This window comes from Mycobacterium sp. 48b (assembly GCF_048282725.1).
In the GTDB taxonomy this organism is placed as follows: domain Bacteria; phylum Actinomycetota; class Actinomycetes; order Mycobacteriales; family Mycobacteriaceae; genus Mycobacterium.
In genome coordinates, this window is sequence record NZ_JBLVUL010000001.1 from 5,205,844 (window position 1) to 5,222,524 (window position 16,681).

14 protein-coding genes are annotated in these 16,681 nt (G+C 64.2%); 2 read left to right on the forward strand and 12 right to left on the reverse strand.

The annotated features are described in order from the left end of the window. Nucleotide 1 precedes the first annotated feature (1 nt). From ACNQR1_RS25415 to ACNQR1_RS25460, 10 genes are all read right to left on the reverse strand, one after another. A complete protein-coding gene (locus ACNQR1_RS25415) occupies nt 2-1,648 on the reverse strand; it encodes a GMC family oxidoreductase (RefSeq protein WP_418048426.1) in 1,647 nt (548 codons plus the stop codon). Between the two features lie 154 nt (nt 1,649-1,802). Continuing rightward, nucleotides 1,803-2,300 (reverse strand): hypothetical protein, encoded by a 498-nt coding sequence (locus ACNQR1_RS25420; RefSeq protein WP_418048427.1) that lies wholly within the window; start codon nt 2,298-2,300, stop codon nt 1,803-1,805. 47 nt (nt 2,301-2,347) lie between these two features. Next, complete coding sequence (locus tag ACNQR1_RS25425) at nt 2,348-3,946, reverse strand: MCE family protein (RefSeq protein ID WP_418048428.1); 1,599 nt, start codon at nt 3,944-3,946, stop codon at nt 2,348-2,350. Next, the gene (locus tag ACNQR1_RS25430; RefSeq protein WP_418048429.1) at nt 3,947-5,257 is read right to left on the reverse strand and encodes an MCE family protein; all 1,311 of its coding nucleotides are present in this window, start codon (nt 5,255-5,257) and stop codon (nt 3,947-3,949) included. Further along, nucleotides 5,254-6,708, reverse strand: a complete 1,455-nt coding sequence (locus ACNQR1_RS25435) for an MCE family protein (protein WP_418048430.1) — start codon at nt 6,706-6,708, stop codon at nt 5,254-5,256. Before ACNQR1_RS25435 ends, ACNQR1_RS25430 begins: the two co-directional genes overlap by 4 nt. Next, nucleotides 6,705-7,802: an MCE family protein gene (locus ACNQR1_RS25440; protein ID WP_418048431.1), complete on the reverse strand. Its 1,098-nt coding sequence runs from the start codon at nt 7,800-7,802 to the stop codon at nt 6,705-6,707. Before ACNQR1_RS25440 ends, ACNQR1_RS25435 begins: the two co-directional genes overlap by 4 nt. After that, nucleotides 7,802-8,830, reverse strand: coding sequence for an MCE family protein (locus tag ACNQR1_RS25445; RefSeq protein ID WP_418048432.1), 1,029 nt, complete (start codon nt 8,828-8,830; stop codon nt 7,802-7,804). Before ACNQR1_RS25445 ends, ACNQR1_RS25440 begins: the two co-directional genes overlap by 1 nt. Beyond that, on the reverse strand, nt 8,827-10,044 hold the full coding sequence (locus tag ACNQR1_RS25450; RefSeq protein ID WP_418048433.1) for an MCE family protein: 1,218 nt from the start codon (nt 10,042-10,044) through the stop codon (nt 8,827-8,829). The genes ACNQR1_RS25445 and ACNQR1_RS25450 overlap by 4 nt, the downstream gene beginning before the upstream one ends. Nucleotides 10,045-10,567: 523 nt before the next feature. Further along, nucleotides 10,568-11,686 carry an ABC transporter substrate-binding protein gene (locus tag ACNQR1_RS25455; RefSeq protein ID WP_418048434.1) on the reverse strand — a complete coding sequence of 373 codons (1,119 nt, stop codon included), beginning with the start codon at nt 11,684-11,686 and terminating at the stop codon, nt 10,568-10,570. 132 nt (nt 11,687-11,818) lie between these two features. Further along, on the reverse strand, nt 11,819-12,595 hold the full coding sequence (locus tag ACNQR1_RS25460; RefSeq protein WP_418048435.1) for a FadR/GntR family transcriptional regulator: 777 nt from the start codon (nt 12,593-12,595) through the stop codon (nt 11,819-11,821). Nucleotides 12,596-12,764: 169 nt separating this feature from the next. On the opposite strand from ACNQR1_RS25460, the gene ACNQR1_RS25465 reads away from it, so the two are divergent. Both ACNQR1_RS25465 and ACNQR1_RS25470 read left to right on the forward strand, forming a co-directional pair. After that, nucleotides 12,765-13,784, forward strand: a complete 1,020-nt coding sequence (locus ACNQR1_RS25465; RefSeq protein ID WP_418048436.1) for a hypothetical protein — start codon at nt 12,765-12,767, stop codon at nt 13,782-13,784. Continuing rightward, a complete protein-coding gene (locus ACNQR1_RS25470; RefSeq protein ID WP_418048437.1) occupies nt 13,781-14,647 on the forward strand; it encodes a hypothetical protein in 867 nt (288 codons plus the stop codon). Before ACNQR1_RS25465 ends, ACNQR1_RS25470 begins: the two co-directional genes overlap by 4 nt. A gap of 3 nt (nt 14,648-14,650) precedes the next feature. Here ACNQR1_RS25470 and ACNQR1_RS25475 read toward each other — a convergent pair whose 3' ends face one another. Both ACNQR1_RS25475 and ACNQR1_RS25480 read right to left on the reverse strand, forming a co-directional pair. Further along, nucleotides 14,651-15,454: an acyl-CoA thioesterase gene (locus ACNQR1_RS25475; RefSeq protein ID WP_418048438.1), complete on the reverse strand. Its 804-nt coding sequence runs from the start codon at nt 15,452-15,454 to the stop codon at nt 14,651-14,653. Continuing rightward, complete coding sequence (locus ACNQR1_RS25480) at nt 15,451-16,680, reverse strand: CoA transferase (protein ID WP_418048439.1); 1,230 nt, start codon at nt 16,678-16,680, stop codon at nt 15,451-15,453. Before ACNQR1_RS25480 ends, ACNQR1_RS25475 begins: the two co-directional genes overlap by 4 nt. Nucleotide 16,681 lies beyond the last annotated feature (1 nt).

The window sequence follows — 16,681 nt, forward strand, 5'->3', positions numbered from 1 at the left end:
ATCAGCCGCCGGTGATCAGTTCGGCGGCCCGTTCTCCGATCATCATCGCCGCAGCATTGGTGTTGCCGCCGACGATGCTCGGCATGATCGACGCATCGACGACTCGTAACCCTTCCACTCCCCGGACCCGTAGCTCGGGATCGACGACGGCGCGTTCGTCGGTTCCCATCCGGCAGGTCCCGACCGGGTGATACACACCCGAGGCGTTTCGGCGCACAAAGTCGGCCAGGTCAGCGCCGGTGTGATTCGAACCGGGCAGCACCTCGCCGCCAACCTCCCGCGCTATCGCCTGGTGAGTCAACGTTTCTCGGACCAGCTCCATGCCGGCCACCAATGTCGCTACGTCTCGGGGCTCAGCCAGGTAGTTGGGATCGATCAGCGGAGCAGTGAACGGATCAGCCGACGCCAAGCGCACGCTTCCCCGGCTCTCGGGATAAATCATCGTCGGCATGAGCGTCAGCGAAGACGAGGACTCGGCGGCCAAGTGCAGACCCGGGCTGTCCTGATTCTCCGGATAGCTCATCGGAAGAATGAACATTTGCAGGTCTGGAACGTCGGTGCCCGTTCCTACGCCGCTATCGAGGAACGCCACCGCTTCAAACAGGGTGTGCGCCAGGTACGTCGACCGCGGGCGCACACATTCACGTACCGCCGCGCCGGCGAAACTCAGCGGTGATGCGCTGCGCCCGCCACGAGCCTGATAGGACATCGGCACGAACAAGTGGTCGTGCAGATTGTCACCGACGGGCAGGTCGGCTATCACCTTGATCCCATGGTCACGCAAGTGCGCCGCATGGCCGATGCCCGAGAGCATCAGAAGCCGCGGTGAACCGAGGGAACCTGCGCTGACGATCACCTCGCGGTTCGCGTGTACCGGGCCGATCGGTCTCCGGTTGCGGCCGGCGACCAGTTCCACGCCCGTTGCGCGCCCGGCTTCCGTGATCACCCGGGTGGCAGTGACACCGGTGAGTACGCGAAGATTCGGCGGCGCGTCCGATAGATACCCGCGGTCGGTACCCACTCTTCGGCCCGCACCGGCGCTCTGCTGTAGTGGCGCCACCCCGGTCTGCTGCGCGCCGTTGTAGTCGTTGTTGATGCCGACTCCGGCGGTTTCCGCGAGTGCGGCCATGTATCTTTCGGTGATAGGCGCCAACCCCGTGGCGCGTTCGACGGCGATGGGGCCATGTCCGCCGCGCAGCTCGCTGGGACCGTCCTCGAAACTCTCCAGCCTGCGGAACGAGGGCAGAACCTCTGAGAACGCCCAGCCTTTCGCTCCACCAGTGGCCCAGTCGTCGTAGTTCTGCCGGTTGCCGCGCACAAAGGCCATCCCGTTGATCGCGCTGCCGCCGCCGAGGATCCGGCCATGCGACTGGGGCAGGGTGCGGCCCTTCATATGTCGTTGCGGAACGCTGTACGCGGGCCAGGTGACCAGCCGTTGAAGCGATGTGACGGCGTGGATGGCTCCGCACATGCCGGGAACGGTGACCAGCGGGCCACGCCGCCGGCGGCCCGACTCGATCAGGATGACGGTCGCGCCGCTGTCGGCCAGTCGTCGCGCCACGATCGCACCTGCACTACCTGATCCCACGACCACATAGTCCGCTGACTTCAACCCTGCCGAATCCTTGGTCACCGGTACTCGCTTCATTCTCAAGACCTTTCACTGGCCCAGTGTTATTTCAGTTTATGAAGTATGTACTGACAGTAGCTCATTCGGTGCCACCCTCCGGCCGGACGAACCAGATGCCCTCCGGCACAGGGCGCTACGCTGGTTTCGGTTCGCGGCGACGGTTCCTCACGCGTCATTGAATGCGGGTGAGCTGGAATGGCATCTCGATGACCAGCGGCCGGTTGATTCCGCAGCCACCGCTGATGCCTACGGTGCGGTCCCAACCGGAGAACGAACTCACCTCATCGAAGCTCGGCGATCCCGACAGGTCAGGCGAAAAGTACAGCAGCTGATCGGCTGGCGCAGCGGTGCCGTCGTGGCACGGCTCCCACCGGTCGAGGTGTCTCCGCACTGACCACAGCCCGGCTGAGTCGCATCGGATTGGGGCGTCCCACCCTTGGCTGCTGCTCACTTCGCCTGCACAGTCGTATGTTTCGGAGCTGCATGTCGTACTGACCGTCCAGGTGCTGGTCACGGTGGCTTCGTCGTGAAAGATCTCGTTGGTTTTCGCCCATGTCCCGTCGGACACTGCACGGTAGGCGCCGTTGAGCGTGGGGTCGCAGAATGCAGCGGTCGCGCTCGGAGCGCTGGTCAATGCCGCCACGGTCGCCGCAGCGATCAGAACGAGCATTGGCAGTGCAGTGGCCGCTGGTTGCCGTCTTACGGTTCGCGTCGATGTCATGGATGATCCTCCATCACGAGGTCTTTCCAGTTCGCTGCCCGCCGTGAGGCAACGAGGTTGGCCTGCTGATAGGTCTGGCCGTCAGGTGAGACGTAGCGTCCGGACTTGGGATCGTAGTGCGCGAAGACGACCGCGGGCTCTGCGTGAGTGTTGTTGCCGCCGAATGCGCTTGGTGCTGCCGGTACCGTGGCGTCAGTTTCGGGTGGTGGCGGCGCGGGATCGGGCGGTGCTGTAGGTGGCGGGATTTGGATGGGTCCGCCAGGGGCCGGGTCTTGCGCGGCCGGCGGCGGCATGGGGGTGCCGTTGGTCGGGCCGAAGATGTGGTCGTCGTTGGCGACCCTGGCGTCGGGCGGCACGCCTTGGGCGATCAGGTTGGGGTCCAGTGGGTAAGGGCCTGTGAGATGTTGGCGCATCGCCAGGGGTACAAACGGCTCGTCGCTGTTGCAGATTTCGGCCGTCGGGGCCCGCTTTCCTGGCTTGTTCATGCAGGGATAGTTTCGCGCGCCGCGTACCGCCAGCGGTGAGTCTTGGGGCAGTTTGCAATAGAGGCCATCAGGGGTGTCCACTTCGGAGGTGTCTTCCGGAGAGCGCCATTGGCTTGGCGGGAGGAACCCAACGGTGCATGACGGTGGGTCCCCGAATGACATGGTGAAATCGCCTTGCCCCAGCCCGGTCGGATTGTGATCGGGTGCGGCCGAGATGATGTTGGCGACGAAAGGTGGCAGTAACACCAGGATTTGTTCGAGGCCGGGGCGGTAGGTGACCAGAATCTGTCCGATCGAGGTCAGGTTGGCCAGCAGCACCGGCAGTGTCGGCTTGACCTGTTCGAAGAGCCGGGATGCTTCGTTGATCGATGCCGGTCCATCCGTGAGCACCTTCCTGATCTGTTGATCGTCATCTACCAGCGTTGTGGTGATGTTGGCCAGGCTGCGCACCCAAGTCCGCAGGTCGTTGGTGGCAGCGGCCTGCGAATCGAGTAGCGGCGCGGAGTCCTCGACGAGGGCTCTGGTGGGGTCGCGCACATCGTTCAGGCCGGCCGAGACTTTGGCCGATGCGTCCATCAGGGATCCCAGGTCGTAGCCGGCGCCGTTGAACGCCTTGAAGCTTTCGTCGAGCAGCAGTCCGAGTTTGTCTTTGGGGATGCTTTTGATCAGCGCGCTGGTTTGGTCTAGCAGTGGCCCGACTTGTTGTGGAATGGTTGTGTCTGCCTTGGCGATCGTCGAACCGTCGTGCAGGTACGGGGGCGCGTCCGAGATGGGTTTCAGGTCGAGGTATTGCTCACCGATCGCCGATACGCTGCGCACGTCAGCCTTCAGGTTTGCAGGGATTTTTGGTGAGGCATCCAGCGACAGGGTCGCTTTGGCACCGCGCGGGATGAGCGAGATCGCCGTCACCTTGCCGACCTGCACACCGCGGTAGGTCACGTTGGAAAAGCGGTACAGCCCACCGGTTCCCGGCAGCTCCACCGTCACGGTGATACGTCCCATACCCAGCAGCGTCGGCGCCTGCATGTAGACCACCACCATGGTGACCAGACCCGCGATCGAGCCGATCGCGAAGAGCACCAACTGAATCCGGACCAACCGAGTGAGCATTCAGCGGCCCCCCTCATCTGCTGAGGGCAGGGGTGACTCCTCGCTTGGCGGTTCGGGGGGCACGGCCGCCGCCGGTGGCGGTGATCCCAGCGGTGCACTCGAGGGCGGAGCGGCTGCGGGTGGGACGGGCCCACCGGGAAGGATCACCGGTGGCCCGACTGGCGGGGGCGGAGGGGCAAACTCGGTGCCTTCCGGCGGCACAGCGAGCGGCGCGCCGAGCGGATTGTTGGTGTAGTACCAGTCATAGCCGGGGTCTCCGGGGGCCGGCGCCAGTACTGCTCCATCCACACCCCAGCGGGTTCCCAGGAACAGGCCGCGTTTGAGGCGCGGAACGGTCAGGTCAGCCACGGCGAACAGGTTCATGTAGTCACCCTTGAGGCCGCGGTCAATCACATTCTGGCCGTAGGGAAAGACTGTGGCGTACATCAGGCCGTCGATGATGCCCGGGCCGGCATCGGCCAGTGCACGAACGGTGGGCTGGAGGTTTTGCAGGTTCTTCACCAGGTCGGCCTGGGTGTCGTTGATCAGCGCGGTAGCGGTGTTGCTGAAGACCCGCAACTTGTCGAGGGCGATGATGATGCGTGGCTTCTCGGCCAGGAGCACATCGAGCGCGGAGGGAAGTGTGCGCAGCGTCTCGGTGATCACCTCGTGTTGTCTGGAGAATGTGCCGGCCAGTCGGCCAAGGGCATCGATCGAGGCGATCAGATCTCCGCGTTGACGGTCCAACACGCCGACGAACTTGTCGAGGCGGGTGATGAGGTCGCGGATAGCGTCCTGGCGGCCGGACAATGCCGCATTGAAATTGTGCACGATGTCCCCGAACTGGCCCAGGCCTCCGCCGTTGACCACCGCTGACAGTGAGGACAACGTCTGCTCGGTCGAGGGGTAGGTCGATGATCGGTTCAGCGCAATGGTGGACCCAGGTGCGATGTGTCCCACCGGTGGCTGCCCGGGTGGCGGGTCCAGCGCCAGGTGCTGTGATCCCAGCAAGCTGGTCTGCCCGACGGTGGCGACCACATTGGCTGGGACTTTGGCTCCGCTTTGCAGCCGGACTTCGACGTCGGCGTGCTGGTCGCGGAGCGTCATCGCACCGACACTTCCGACAACGACGTCGTTCATCATGACCGGTGAATTCGACTCCAGCGTACCCACGTTGGCAATCTCCACGTGGTAGACGGTGGCCCCGGGTCCATGTCCGACGGTGCCGGGCAGCGGCAGGGAGTTCACTCCGTTGAATGCACAACCCGACAACGTGAGCACCGTAGCGGCGATCACCGCCACGCTCACTCCCGCTGAATACCGAACGGTCATGGTCGGGGCGTCCCTTCAGTGGGTGGCACGGGCCCAGGTTGCTCGGGCAAAGGTGGCGGTTGCAGCGCGGGAGAAGGTAGTAGCAGGTTCTCGACGCTGGGGGCGGTGGGCGGCGGTGCGCCGGGATAGAGCGCCGGCGATGGCGCTGCGGGCAGCGGTGTATACCGGCCCGGCGGCGCGGGCGGTTGGTTCCAACCCGGAGGCGGAGGCACGTCGCCCGCCCCGGTGAAGGCCGAAACCGATGGAGGCTGTTCGGCAGGCACGGGAGCGCCTCCCGTCCCGCCGGGTGCCAGCGCGGGATCGGTGTAGAGGACGTTGCGCGGCGAGGGGGCCAACGCGGGGTTGATCGGGAACGGCAAGTTGTTGAAGTTGAGCTGGTCCAGGCCGGGACCGAGGTACTGCGCACACAGTTTCGCGGTTTCGGCTGCAGTGGTGTTCTTGACGGCGCCGATTGCGGCACACACGAACTGCACCGGATTGGAGAAGTTCGTGAACGAGATCGAGCCGAGAATGGTGCCGGTGTCCGGGTTGTAGTCGGCGTAGCCGTTGGCGAGCGCGGTCGGTGTCACATGCAGAAGTTGTTCGAGGTCCTTGCGGTGCTCGACGAGGTTGGAGGTGACATTGGTCAGCCGCTGGACTTGTTCGCTGGTTTTATCACGGGTGCCGGCGATGAAACGTTGGACTTCACCGAGTGCCGAGGACAGATTGTTCAGTGCGGCATCGAGATCGGTGCGGTTCTCATCGAGGATGCTGGTCAACGTGGCGAACCTGCCCTGGAATTGCACGATTTGGGGGTTGGTGTCGCGCAGCGCGGTGACCAATGTCTGCAGGTTTTTGACGGTGTCTGCGATGTTGCCACTGCCGTCGGCCAGGATGCGCCCGACGCCGGCCAGCTGGTTCAAGGTTTCGCGAAGTTTGTCGCCGTTGCCGTTGAGTGCGTTGGCGGTGGTGTCGATGAATCGTGCGATCGCTGGAGTCGATACCTGGCTGTTTGGCCCCAATTCTGTTGCCAGGCGCATCAGTTGAGACTTGACCTCGTCCCACTCGACCGGAACGGCAGTGCGATCGATCGGGATGACGGCGTGGTCGGCCATGGTGGGACCGTTGGTGTGGGGGTCGCTGGACCGGTAGGCCGGGGTGAGTTCCACGTAGCGGGCAGCGAGCAAGTTGGCAGCGACGATGACGGCTTTGGCATCTGCGGGGATGGGCACGCCACTGTCGATGTCCAGCGACATTTTCACCTGGTCGCCTTCGGGGGCGATGGCGGTGATGGTCCCGACTTTGATTCCCGCGACTCGGACGTCATCGCCCGGGTAGATGGCTGTGGCAGAGCTGAAGTAGGCGGTCACTGTTTTGACGCCGAAGAACGAGGCGTGCACCAGCACAGCACTGGCCGCGAGGGTCAACGCTATGAGTGCACCGGCCAGCGCGGTGCGGCGGCGAGCGATCATGGCGGTCCCCATCGTTCTTGTGGTTGCGGGATGCCGTTTCGCGGGAACGGAAATTCGGCACGAGGGCCCGCATTGTCCGGTGGCTGCCCTGCGTCGGCTCCTCTGCGGAATCCGAAGGCATAGTCCAAGAAGGGCTGCAACAGCTGCGGCATGCTCAAGTTGGCGATTTGGGCTTGGTAGTACGGACCGCTGGAGACCAGTTCACCGGTGCTCAGCTCGTACTTCGCCAAGCCGGGCAGTGCCTTGGCGATGTTGTCGCGGTTCTTCTCCAGCACCGCGGTGACGGCGTTGAGTTTGTCGAGCGTGGGCGCTAGTTCAGCCTCGTTGTCGCGCACCAAGTCGGTGAGTTGGTTGGCCACCGCCGAGGTGTTGGCGAGCAGGTCAACAATGCCCTGGCGCACTTGCACGAGAACGTCGAGCAATGCGTTGCCGTCGAGGATGAGCGTGTTGACTTGTTGGCTGCGCTCGGACAGGACCGCGCTGACCTCGCTGATGTGTTTGAACAACTCACCCAACGTTTGGTTACGCGCATTGAGTGCCCGAGACAGTCGGGTCAGGCCGTCGAAAGTCGGTGCCAGTTCCGGAGATATCGCCTCGATGGTGGCCGAGAGAGTATCTAGGGACTGGTTGAGGGTGTCGGTGTCGGTGCCGGCGATGTCGGTGGTGAGGTCGCCCACGGCCTCGGTGAGCGAGTACGGCGATGAGGTGCGGGTCGACGGGATGACGTCGAGGGCTCGCATCCGGCCAGGCCCGGCGGTGTTCACCGTCAGCACCCGCTGTCCCAACAACGAACCGGTGCGGATATGGGCGGTGGTTTGCGTACCCAGCGAAATGTCACTGCTGAGTGTGAAGGTCACCAGGGCCTGCCCATCGTGAAGCTCCACACCCGAAACGGTGCCGACTTTCGTTCCCGACATGGTGACGTTGTTGCCTACGGTTAACCCGCCGGCCTGATCGAACAAGGCCTGGTATCGGATCTCGGTGGCCCAGGACACCAACTGTTGGCTTCGCATCCCGACGGCAATGACCAGAAGAATAACGACGACACCGATGAAGCCGCGTCGGATCAGCTGGGGTCCAAGGTATTTCAGCATCAGTTGTCCGAGCACCTTCCCGTTTCTTGCTTCATCCAGGGAAAGACCGCTGTGTGTCCTTGAAGATCGGTGACACGCACTGCCACGCCGCACAGGTAGTAGTTGAAGAAGCTGCCGTAGGCGCCCAGGCGCGCCAGCTTGCGGTAGTTGTGCGGCATTCGCTGCAGCCCGGCGTCGAGGTGGTCTTTTTGCGTCTCCAGGTTGGGGGCGAGGCGGTTGAGTTCGTCGACGGTGCCGGCCAATGGTGGGCGCGCGTGGGTGAGCAGGTCGGCCAGCGACGCGGTTCCGTTGTCAAGGGCGGTGATTGCGTTGCCGATGGGATCGCGGTCGGCGGCGAGTTGGCTGGTGAACTGTTGGAGGCGATCAATCGTGCCGGAGAACTTCTCGCCGTCTTTGGCCAGCGTGCCCACTGCCGCGGTGAGGTTGTCGATGAGTTGCTGAACGAGTTGATCGTTGTTGGCGAGGTCGGTGGTAAACGAGGAGGTTTCCGCCAGCAGCGATTGCAGGGCACCGCCCTGCCCTTGCAGGACCTGAAGCAACGATTGGGTCAGCGCGTTGACGTCGTCGGGATTCAATCCCTGAGTTACCGGCCACAGCCCACCCAGAAGCAAGTCGAGGTCGAGGGCCGGCGCGGTGCGTTCGATGGGAATCTGGGCTTTGGCGGGCAGGATGGTAGTGGGTCCTGGCGCAGCGGCGAGTTCGAGGTAGCGGTCTCCGGTCAGGTTGAGGTAGCGCACAATCGCCCTGGTTCCGTTGGTGAGCACCGCGTTTCGATCTGCGTCGAAGCTGACCAGCACGGTGGTGTCCGGCCGTAGTTTGACGCTGGTGACGGTGCCGACTCGGATGCCCGCCACCCGCACCGAGTCCCCCTTCTTCAGGCTGGAAGCGTCGGCAAATACTGCTGAGTAGTCCTGCGAGGATCCGGTCCGGTACTGGCCGAAAACAACGAACAAGCAGGCGGTCAGTATCGCCATCACGACACCGAACACACCGAACTTGACCGCCGTGACCCTCGTCGCGTGCCTCATCCGGGTTGACCGATTTGTGCGGAGTTTCTCGGCGGACCAGCAAGCGGTCCGAACAGGGTCTGCTTGAGGCCATCGGTGTTCAACAGGATGCCTTCGTTGCCGTATCGAGCGGGGTTGGTGCCGACGTCGGCGATGATGAACGGCGGGCGTGACAGATAGCGCACGTTGGGTAGACCCGAGACGCATTGTGGGCCACCGGTGGCCGCGACCTTGGGCAGATCTATCGGGTACCGGTAGCGCTCCTTGCCCAGGACGAACCCCGCGTTGACCATGGCACCGGGTACCTGCGGTTGTTTGATGTAGGCGGCTTGGATCAAACCGCCCATCATGCAGTACAAGGCTTGGTTGTACTGGCTGGTCAAATCGGTCGTCGGCGCCAACAGATGCACGGCATCGGTCAGTGCGGCGCGGTTGGTCGCCAGGACGTCGTTGCCGACATCGGCGAGCCCGATCATGCTGACCAGAAACGCATCGAGGTTGTGCTGCTCGTCGACGATGCTCTGGCTGATCCGGCTCGCATTGCCGGCAGCAGTCAACAGATCGGGTGCTGCATCGGCATACGTGTTGAGCACGGTTGGGGCAGTGGCCAAATCGTGACTCAACGCCGGCAATCCGGGCTCGATGGTGGCGAGGTAGGTGTCCAGGTCGACCAGCATTTGACCGATCGAGTGCCCGCGGCCGTTGACGGCCGAGGCGATCGCGCCCAGCGTCTGGTTGAGTTTGGCCGGGTCGATTGTCGCGAGCACCGCGGTGAGTTGCTCGAAAACGGTGTTCACTTCGACCGTGACCCGTGAGGCGTCGAGTACTTGACCGGGAACCATCGCCTGCGGGGATGGATCCACTGGATCAATGAGCTGGACGTACTTCGCGCCGAACACCGTGGTCGACGAGATATCAACCCCGACGTTGGCCGGAATCTGCTGCAGCTGGGCAGGATCCATCGCCAGGTGCAATACCGCGCGTCCGTCGGGCAAGGTCTCTAACGACTTGACGGCTCCGACTTGAACGCCCCGCAGTTTCACCTTGGCATCGGGGTTCATCACCAGTCCCGCGCGGGGTGACAGCACCGTGACCGGGGCCGCTGAGTTCAGATCACCGCGAAACAACACTGCCACCATGATGATCGCCAGTCCGATGATCAGCACCGTGATCAACCCGGCCACCGGACGCGGCCAGACACGCCCAACGCTGGAGTTCGGCTTCACCGCTGCCACCGAGGCACGTCGGCGCGTTTCCGCGCTCGCCCGCGCTTCCGCCACATCGGATCGATCCCCGTGTCGGCCCACCGGCGATTCACCCCCTCCCAAGTCCGCTATCACGCCTGCTGCGGAGGCTGACCACCGCACCTCGTGGCGGCGGCCGACCACATCACCTCGGCGGCAACGCTTTCGCGGTGCCGATCGAGGCCGCGGCGCGCTCCAGAGTCCCCCACCCCTGATCGCCGCAAGCTGATTCGGATCTGCTCCGCGTGCGATCACCCGGATACCGAAGACCGCATACCTCTAAAGGTATAACGCAGCACGCGACGCGTTGTCTACCCTTTGCGAGCATCCCTCGATGGCGACCCGACGGCATTGACCGCACAGGATGTATCGCTTACAAGCAGTTCACAGGGCCGAAGTGACCACTCGTCGCTGCGATATCAGGCGCGACCACTCACTGCCGCCCGCTGTTTGCCGGACAACTTCCTTGCGTCACGCGCGAAGACGCGCAAGATACATATAGATGTAAAAGCGACTAGCGGAGCACCAGAGGGTCATTCACGTGTCCCTCGATGGTGGCGTGCAGTACTGACGCGCTGCCGTCAGGAAGCACTCGCCTCGCGACCAGGAATTCACTGCCCACCCAACCGTGCCGGATGAACTTTCCGAACCTCAACCGGGTCCCGGGGGCACCGGTCGCAGCGGGCAGCATCTTGATGCGCTCCAACGCCTCTTTGACAGCCAGACCGGTCAAGGGCCGAGCACCGGCGAGCGCGGTCATCATCAGCCTGCCAACGTCGTAGCAGTACAAGGGGAAGAAGTATTCGGGGCGCCGCCCGTGGGCGCCCTCGAATCGATCCAGAAAGGCTTGCGCAGTCCGATTCCGCTCGTCGTACTGGTCAAGACCGATCCAGCCGGCGAGTTGCTCACGCCACCACGGACTGGTCGCGGCGAATTCGAATGCGGTCGTCGTATAGCGCGGCGGCATCCAACCGATGTGGTGAAGTGCAGCATTCATGCCGATGATTCCCAGCCCGAAGCCGACGTGCATGACCGCGTCGGGCTTGCCGTGCGCCAAGGTAGCCATGGCGGCATGCTTGTCGCTTTCAACTTGAGGAATCGCCACCTCTGCGGTGATCGTCAATCCCGCATCTCGGCAGGCCTCCCGCGTCGTTCGCAGATACTCGCGGCCAATGAGACTGTCCTCGAACGCCACGCCCACGGTGCGGCACCCATCGAGCGACGCGACGGTGGCCATGATGATCGGTTCCTCCTCCATGGAACCAGCCGGAAGTCCGAAAACCCAATCGCCAAGCATGCTTTCGGAAGCAGCCATGGTGATGATCGGCACCTGGGCCAGTCCCTCGACGTACGGGCGCAGTGCGACCCCGTTCTCGGACACCCAGGGGCCGAAAATCACCAACGCGTCCTGCTCGACCAACTCGAAGAAGGCGTCGCGCACCGCCCGAAACGACCCCTTCGGCAGACCCTGGACGGCACGGATGACGAATTCAACCGGACGTTCGAGGATTCCACGCTCCAGATACTCGTCAGCGACGAGTTGCAGTGCAGGAAGGACGTTCTCGTCGTAGTTGCCGTTCTCGTCCAGGTAATCGATGAGCAACCCGATGCGTGCCGGGGTCACGTCGGCCACGGGTGCCTCCCGCATGTCGAGTGCCAGGCAGGCCCGGCGATACGTCTGACAATTCAAATCAATCCAAGCTAACGCATCATCAAGTCCCGCGTCCAGAGAAGCCTGTAGAGGTTTTGGGCGCCGTCACCTGTGTCACCGATGCCGGTTTACCTCGATCGTCGAACTGCCACGCTCGCCGAGCAGAGCCCGCCGCACCCGGGCCATGTGCGCGGCACAGTGGGATTGCGCTCCGTCACCGTCCCCGGCAGCGATCAAATCGACGAGCTGCTCGAACTCACGGATCGTGCGACGCCGCGACGTAACCGGCTCCCCTTGGCTTCGCGTCAGGACATCAGCCACTGCCGCACGGGTAATGACCTCATTGATCATTTCGCAGATGATGATCAGGGTCTGGTTGCCGGCCAGCTGCACCATCTCGCTGTGAAAACCAACCATCGCCGTGGTGCAGGCTGTCGGATCCTGAACGGTGCGCTTCATCTCGACCACGAACTCACGTAGGCGCACAGCGGCACGTTCACGTCCGCGGGACAACGCGACCATACGTGCCAAGGCGGGTTCGATAACGGCACTGGCTTCGAATACATCGGCCAGCGAGATGCTGCGAGACTGCATCACGAGGGCCGCCGCTCGAGCCGTCATGCGCTGATCGGGCCGGTGTACAACCACACCGCCCAATGCACCCCGCAGCACCGAAATCAGACCTTCGGCCTCCAGGATGCGCAACGATTCGCGCAATGACGGACGCGACACCTGGAAGCGTTCCAACAACTCGGCCTCGGTGCCCAGGAGGTCACCCTCATCGAGCCTTCCGGCGATGATGAGGTCGCGCAGTTCGTCGGCAATCTGCTTGGGTTTTCCCGACGCTGAGCCGCCGGACGTTCCACCCTTCGCCGCAGTCGGCTTGGCCACTCGTCTCCCTACCGTCCGATCATTCGGAGCAACACCTCGAACAACGACCAAACTATCCGATGGCCCAATCGGGGTAGTAGCCGTCAGCCCCGTGTCGCTCCGCGTCCTTTACAAAGGATATATCTAGATATTTAAATAGGGCTCTGGAAGCCGGGACAACATCCGCGGCATGATCGACTTCACCCTTGGGGGCTGGCCAGTGAGCAACTTCGAGTTCACGGTGGCAACGCATCCGCCCACCCTTGACCACTATCGACGGGACTGGACTCCGGCGCCGGATGTCGGGCTCGCCGGCATGTGGATCGGCGCCGTGGTCAATGATGCTGCGGGAAAGACATATTGGGGACTGCGCGGGGCCGATGACTTCATCGCCGGAATGACACATGTGGTGTCACCGATCACCGGCTTCAAGAAGCTGCCCGCGTCGTTCGATCCCGACCCGCCGCACCTGTTCGCGGAGTACTCGAACATCGACTGGTTCGAGCCGATGACCTATGCCGACGCCGACGAGAAGGTCACGCTGAGCTATCCCAGCGGACGCATCGAGCGCGACGCCGGCGGATTCCACTGGCACGATGCGAGCGGGCGCTGGGAAATGCACGGTATGAACGTCACCGACGTGTTCACCGTCCATGTTCCAGAGCAGCGCGGTGTCACCGAGCAGGTGTACTACCGCCATGAGCTGATGGCCGCCACCGGGACCATCGAGGGTGTACCCGTCTCGGGCTACCTGCACCAGGACTACGCCTACGGGCCACCCGGATTGGTGTATCCGGAGCTCCCCATCGCCAGGCACCTGCAGGGTATGTGGGTGTCGTGGGTACACGAGTACCCGGACGGAGAATGGGGCGGCGGCTGTTTCTGGCAGGGGCGCGACGGCGTCGCGTTCGGCCCCGGCTATCAGGTCGTCGACGGAGTGACCACCGCATACGACGACATCACCGCAACGCCGACGTTCGACGGCGCCGGCAAGCTGACCAGGCTGGACGCCAACATCGGTTCGGACACATACACATTCACGTTCGACACGTCCGGCAGCTACATCCACTACTTCGGCCGTCTGGTGCCCGGTTCGTCGGGCAGGGATCCCGAACGCAGCTGGTGCTGGGTCGAGTACGCCGGTGCGCTGCTCACTCCCGAGATCCTCGATATGGTGATGACGTCCTTCGACCTCGCACGCGGGCGATGACCCAGGCAGAACCGCACAAGTTCCATCTCCTGGCGGCGAATCCCGGCAAGCGGCGCACCGAGATCATCTATCTGGTGTGGTTTCTCGTCACGGTTCCGCTGCAAGGGCTGGTCGTGATGAATCTCAGCTACGAGCGTCCCAATGACCCCGCACTGGTCGGTCAGGCGATCGTGATGGCGCTCGGCACCCTCATCTGGCCGCTGGTGTTCCGGGTTCCCGAAGACCGCGGGCGCCCACTCACCGAGCTGTACGGCTTCCGGATGGGTGTCTTCCTGACCATCTGGGCCGTGCTGGGCGGGTTCGTCGGCACCGACCCCTGGTATGAGGTGCTGCACGGCCACTTCGCATTCCACACGGCATGGAATCCCAATGGCGTACCGCTGTTCATGTTGCCCATGACCATCAGCGTGTTCGGCTTCTACACCGTCATCTTGGGAACCCTCTACCGGGTGCTCAGCCAACTGCTGGACCGCACCGGCGGGGTCCTGGCCCGCGACTCGCCGGCCCGTCACGCCGTCCTGTGCCTACTCCTGGCCGGCATCATGCCTCTCGGCGAAACCTTCGCCTACTCGGGCTACAACTACTGCTTCGACAACGGCGTCGGCATGTGGGGTCTCAACGTACTCATCTACGGCTCATGGCATTTCGCGGCGCTGCTGTTCTACACCCGCTGGGATCGGCTACCGGGCGAGCGCGCCTCGCTGAGGACTGCCGTCGTGTCGGGGTTCGCCACGATAGGCATCCTGATGGTGCTGATGGCGATCACGAAGACTTTCATCGCTCCGCACTTCGTCGACGTAGTCCACGGAGTGCGCCACCTCAACGACTGGAGTCCGGACAACTGCCTGGGGCCGAAACCGTAGCGGTCACGCCGGATCACGCTCGACGACCAGCCCCTCCTGCACCAGGGTGGCGGCGACCGCGCCGTCGGCGCGAAGCAGGCTCGACGTGATCAGGCCGCGGCCCCGCGCGGCAGCGGGCGAGCGCGACTCCAGCAGATTCCACTCTCCGGCCCGCACCGGGCGGTGAAACCAGATCGACGAATCAGTCGTGCCACTGCGGTGGCTGCGGGAACGCATGCTGTGCCCGTGTACGGCCAACGCCGGATCGATGCCGTACAGATCGGTGATATACACCGCGATCAGCATGTGCACCAACGGATCCTCGGGCAGTTCAGTGGTGACCCGCCACCACATCCGGCGCACGAATTCCTGGTCCGTCCCGTCGTCGGCGATCCGGATGTCGAACTCGTCGAGCGGCAGCGAGGGCGCGGGCCCGGGCGGGCCGGTGCACGGCAGCACGTCCGGATCGTGCGGCATCGCACTCAAGCCGTGCTCGGGCCCGGCGAGTTCCGTCGCGAATGACACCGTCGCCGTCGTCAGCATGCGGCCGTGCTCGTAGGACTCGACGCGGCGGGCCGAGGCCGTGCGTCCGTCGTACACGTGCTGCACGCGATACTCGGCACCCTCCCCGGCGTCCCCGCCGCGCAGGAACTGCAGGTGCATGTTGGTCGGCGCGCGGTCATCTGCCACCGTCCGGCATGCGGCCGCCAGGCTCTGCGCGGCCAGCAGACCGCCGTAGGCCCGCTTGCCCTCCGGGCCGCTGGCCCGGCCGGTGAACACCTCACCGTCGCCGGCACGGAGGTCCAACAGCTTCAGCAAGGTGCTCACGGAGCGTCGGTACCTGTTGCGACGGTGCCGGATTCGGTCAGTGCGGCGATCTCGTCCGCACCGAGCCCCAAATGGTCGGCCAGCACGGCGGTGGTGTCGTCACCGAGCGCCGGTGCGGGAACGGCGGGCGGATACATCCCGCCGATGGATACGGGTAGGCCTGGCGCCAGGTAGGTACCGATACGGGGCTGCTCCAGCGGGGTGAACAGCGGATTGGCGACCACCCGCTCGTTGACGGCGACCTCGGCGAAGCTGCGGTACCGCTCCCAGAGGACCGACGTGCCCGAGAGCGCTGCGCTGATCTCCTCGGCAGTGTGCTCGCTGAACCACAGGGTGAACAATCCGGTCAGGGCGTCGCGGTGGGTGTAGCGCTGACCTTCGTCACTGAAGTCGGCTCCGAATGCCTCGGCAAGGGCGGCAACGGCTTTGGTGGTCCCGGTGACCTCGGTGAGGTCGCGGAAATGGCGGCCGGTCAGCGCCACGAGCATGAATCCGACGCCGTCGCTGCTGGTGAAGTTCTGGCCGTAGGTGCCGTACAGGGTGTTGCCGAGCCGTTCGCGGCCGGTGCCGTTGATCATCACCTCGGTCAGGAACCCGAGGTTGCCCGCCGTGGCGAGCGCGACGTTCTCCAAGGGAATGCTGATCCGTGCGCCCTCACCGGTGGAATCGCGGTGGCGCAGCGCGGCACTGACCGCCAGCGCCACGTACAGCCCGCAGCTGACGTCCCAGGCCGGCAGCACATGGTTGACCGGGGTGGCCAGTTGCGCAGGTCCGGTGACCATCGGGAAGCCCAGCCCGGCGTTGACCGTGTAGTCCACGCCGGTACCGCCGTCGGCACGCCCTGACACCTCGACATGGATCAGGTCAGGACGCAGCGCCGACAGCACGTCGTACGAATGCCATTGCCGTCCGGCCACATTCGTGATGAGCACGCCGGCCTCGGCGATCAGCCGTTGTACCAGCTGCTGTCCGTCGGGTGAGCGCATATCGGCAGCCAGCGAGCGCTTGCCCTTGTTCAGCCCGGCCCAGTAGATGCTGTCGCCACCGTCGGTCAGCGGCCAGCGGTGGTAGTCGGCCGCGCCCCCGATGGGGTCCACCCGCACCACATCCGCCCCCAGCTGGGCCAGGGTCATGCCGGCCAGCGGCACGGCGACGAAGCTGGAGATCTCGATGATGCGCACGCCGGCCAGCGGACGGGTCGGGTCCGGCGTTACGGATTCGGCCATG

What these genes read in the sequence shown, in the direction of transcription:
- ACNQR1_RS25415 (WP_418048426.1), bottom strand. Translation starts at nt 1,648, where the DNA reads ATGAAGCGAGTACCGGTGACCAAGGATTCGGCAGGGTTGAAGTCAGCG.
- ACNQR1_RS25420 (WP_418048427.1), bottom strand. Translation starts at nt 2,300, where the DNA reads ATGCTCGTTCTGATCGCTGCGGCGACCGTGGCGGCATTGACCAGCGCT.
- ACNQR1_RS25425 (WP_418048428.1), bottom strand. Translation starts at nt 3,946, where the DNA reads ATGCTCACTCGGTTGGTCCGGATTCAGTTGGTGCTCTTCGCGATCGGC.
- ACNQR1_RS25430 (WP_418048429.1), bottom strand. Translation starts at nt 5,257, where the DNA reads ATGACCGTTCGGTATTCAGCGGGAGTGAGCGTGGCGGTGATCGCCGCT.
- ACNQR1_RS25435 (WP_418048430.1), bottom strand. Translation starts at nt 6,708, where the DNA reads ATGATCGCTCGCCGCCGCACCGCGCTGGCCGGTGCACTCATAGCGTTG.
- ACNQR1_RS25440 (WP_418048431.1), bottom strand. Translation starts at nt 7,802, where the DNA reads ATGCTGAAATACCTTGGACCCCAGCTGATCCGACGCGGCTTCATCGGT.
- ACNQR1_RS25445 (WP_418048432.1), bottom strand. Translation starts at nt 8,830, where the DNA reads ATGAGGCACGCGACGAGGGTCACGGCGGTCAAGTTCGGTGTGTTCGGT.
- ACNQR1_RS25465 (WP_418048436.1), top strand. Translation starts at nt 12,765, where the DNA reads ATGATCGACTTCACCCTTGGGGGCTGGCCAGTGAGCAACTTCGAGTTC.
- ACNQR1_RS25470 (WP_418048437.1), top strand. Translation starts at nt 13,781, where the DNA reads ATGACCCAGGCAGAACCGCACAAGTTCCATCTCCTGGCGGCGAATCCC.
- ACNQR1_RS25480 (WP_418048439.1), bottom strand. Translation starts at nt 16,680, where the DNA reads ATGGCCGAATCCGTAACGCCGGACCCGACCCGTCCGCTGGCCGGCGTG.